This is a genomic window from Acinetobacter sp. A1 (assembly GCF_012371315.1).
GTDB lineage: Bacteria > Pseudomonadota > Gammaproteobacteria > Pseudomonadales > Moraxellaceae > Acinetobacter.
This window is the reverse complement of sequence record NZ_JAAZQY010000067.1, coordinates 1-2,656: the sequence shown is the minus strand read 5'-3', so window position 1 is coordinate 2,656 and position 2,656 is coordinate 1. Positions and strand designations below refer to the sequence as shown.

The window sequence follows — 2,656 nt, the reverse complement described above, 5'->3', positions numbered from 1 at the left end:
GAACAGCACGGTAAGCCTTTAGCGTTTTACAGCGACAAACATTCAGTCTTTAGAGTGAATCAAAGCAGCAAGAAAGACACCAAGATTACCCAGTTTGGACGTGTACTCAGCACCCTGGCCAATGCCTTAAAACAGGTGGTGCTGCAACAGCGGGTGATCCATGCCGATGAAACGCCGGTCACCATCATGCGGATGGGTGAGAATGATAAAAAACCGAAGAAAGGTTATGTCTGGGCCTATGCCACTACACAGTACAATCCAGTTCAAGCCGTGATCTATGACTTTCAGGATAGTCGTTCAGGTCAGCATGCTGAAGCGTTCCTGAAAGACTGGCAGGGCCATCTGGTCTGTGATGATTACAGCGGTTATAAAGCACGCTTTAAATCAGGTCAGGTCATTGAGGTGGGCTGCATGGCGCATGCGCGTCGTAAATTCCATGAACTGCATGTGACCAAAAAAAGTCAGGTCGCTGAACAGGCATTAGTGCTGATTCAGAAACTGTATGCCATAGAAGCAGAACTCAGGAAAAAGACCGATGGTACAGCAGAACAGCGCCGCGAATACCGACAACAGCATAGTCAACCGGTGATGCAACAACTGTATGAATGGCTCAACCAACATCAACTGACTGTGCCATCGAGTTTTCCAACCGCCAAGGCGATCAATTACACTCTGAAGCGTTGGCCAGCTTTAAGCCGCTATCTGGATAACGATTGGTATAACGGTTGCCAGACCTTACGCACACCATATCGACCTAAACTTTCTTTCCAAATACGTTTGATTTGCTCTGCATGATGTAAATCATGCTGAACACGTTTCGCTCGATGTTCTGGGTTATCAACGAGATCTAAAGCCCGATAATAGGTCGAAGCTGCAATCGGTAAAATTCTACAAATCGCTTCAACACCATATCGATCTTTATTGTTCTGGATAAAATCCACCATTATTTGTGTGGGCGGTCGAGCTCCGCCTGGGCGAAAAAAGCGGCTGCTTTACGTAGAATTTCATTGGCACGTTTTAATTCTTTAATTTCACGTTCCATTTGCTTCATTTTTTCTTGGTCAGATATCTGTTGTACTTTGGCAGGATTTAGTTGATCCATATGCTTTAAATACCAAACACGCAATGTTTCAGGAGTACAACCCTTGCGCAGCATGCTGCTCAGGTGCAATAGCTGTGATTGCAGCCCAAGTAGAAGGATAATCTTTTTCAGATTCAATCAATAATTGAACCGCTCTTTCTCTGATTTCAGGGGTATATTTTGGTTTTGTCATTGGAACATTCTCTCAAGAAAGTTGGTCTCCGACAAACCCGGTACGGTTCAGTTTGTGCAACAAAGCTAAATTGAAATATCAAGACTAACAAGAAATTCAAATTGATTACTAATAGAGCGGCTCACGGCGCCCTATCTTTTAGAAAAACGTATCTGCCGATACATTAAACCGCTCAGACAATGCCTTAATATGACGAATATTCAGTTGGCGTTTACCACTTAAAATCTCAGAAATCACAGATTGGGTTGCAACTTCTGCTAAGTCAGACTGACCTAAACCATGTTGCTCCATCAAAAAAGCCAAAGCAGCACGACCATCCCCTTTAGGCATAGGAAGATGCTCATTTTCATAATCAGAAACCAAATCACCAAGCTGATGAATAAGCCCCATTAAAGGATTAGATTCGTCATCACCAACGGTATCTAAAAGTTCATCTAAAGCTTCAACAAGTGTATGAAAGTCGTCTTCATTTTCTGGCTTGCTGAGCAATGGTGCAACGTAGTGCCAGTGGTCTACGGCCTGTTTAATCATCGCGTTCATACTAACCTTCCTTCCAATGACCTTTGTCATATTCTTTATGGGACAAGACATGACGAATATACACACGTTTTGCTTGATACATCACGACGGCAATAAGTCGGATCTTGTTCCCGCCAATATCGAATACATGGAACTTTCCAACTTTATCGACAGCTGGAAAGAGCTGTTTCATCTCAGCAAAATCTTTCGGATCGTTTGCCTTTATGGTTCGATACCAACCATCTAATGCCGTTTCAGCCTGTGGCCACTTGTGCATTGCTTCTATAATTCTAGCGTGGGTGATCACATGCATAACATTTTATCGCATTTTGCTATAAATCAAGTATAAACAAATTATCGCATTTTGCAATATTGAAGGGCTAGGATGAATAAAGCGCCAAATGGCGCTTTATTAATTATCAGAGGCTTTGTTGCACACACCTATCTGTAAAGGCTTTTTCAGCGATATAATTTTCAAATGAAGAAGCCTACACACAAAATCTACCGCACAACCAATTGGCCCGCATATAACCGAGCACTCATGAGTCGCGGAAATATTGCCATTTGGTTTGATCCTGCTACGCAATGGTATGCTCCATCAAAAGGCAAACAAGGGCGAAATCAAACCTACTCCGACGCAGCTATCCAATGCTGCTTAATGATTAAATCCTTATTCCGTCTATCTTTACGTATGGTCACTGGCTTTGTGCAAAGTCTGATTAAACTCTGTGGTTGAGCAGCCCCGAATATCAGTGATATTCATAGCGTCAGTTACTTGTCTTTTTACATTGTAATCTGTTTTTCTAATTCAGCTATCCGTGCATTTGCATTAGTGAGTTGTGATTCCACATATTTGATCGAGC

Annotated in this window: 3 protein-coding genes, 2 pseudogenes and 1 other annotated feature; of the genes and pseudogenes, 2 read left to right on the top strand and 3 right to left on the bottom strand. The window is 42.6% G+C overall.

Annotated elements, in window-relative coordinates; genetic code table 11:
• A partial coding sequence (locus HHA41_RS12875; RefSeq protein WP_289845812.1) for an IS66 family transposase occupies positions 1 to 795 on the top strand: 795 nt, incomplete at its 5' end.
• On the opposite strand, the pseudogene HHA41_RS12870 reads toward HHA41_RS12875, so the two are convergent.
• The 3 genes and pseudogenes from HHA41_RS12870 to HHA41_RS12860 form a co-directional block, all read right to left on the bottom strand.
• Positions 726 to 1,274, bottom strand: a pseudogene (locus HHA41_RS12870) (IS3 family transposase); the annotation flags it as partial. The gene HHA41_RS12875 and the pseudogene HHA41_RS12870 overlap by 70 nt on opposite strands.
• Positions 870 to 986 (bottom strand) — a sequence feature (AL1L pseudoknot). (Overlaps the previous pseudogene by 117 nt.)
• 138 nt (positions 1,275 to 1,412) lie before the next feature.
• A complete protein-coding gene (locus HHA41_RS12865; protein ID WP_035268402.1) occupies positions 1,413 to 1,814 on the bottom strand; it encodes a helix-turn-helix domain-containing protein in 402 nt (133 codons plus the stop codon).
• Position 1,815: 1 nt separating this feature from the next.
• On the bottom strand, positions 1,816 to 2,106 hold the full coding sequence (locus HHA41_RS12860; protein WP_016165531.1) for a type II toxin-antitoxin system HigB family toxin: 291 nt from the start codon (positions 2,104 to 2,106) through the stop codon (positions 1,816 to 1,818).
• 165 nt (positions 2,107 to 2,271) lie between these two features.
• Here HHA41_RS12860 and HHA41_RS12855 point away from each other — a divergent pair.
• Positions 2,272 to 2,526, top strand: a pseudogene (locus tag HHA41_RS12855) (transposase); the annotation flags it as partial.
• Between the last annotated feature and the right edge of the window lie 130 nt (positions 2,527 to 2,656).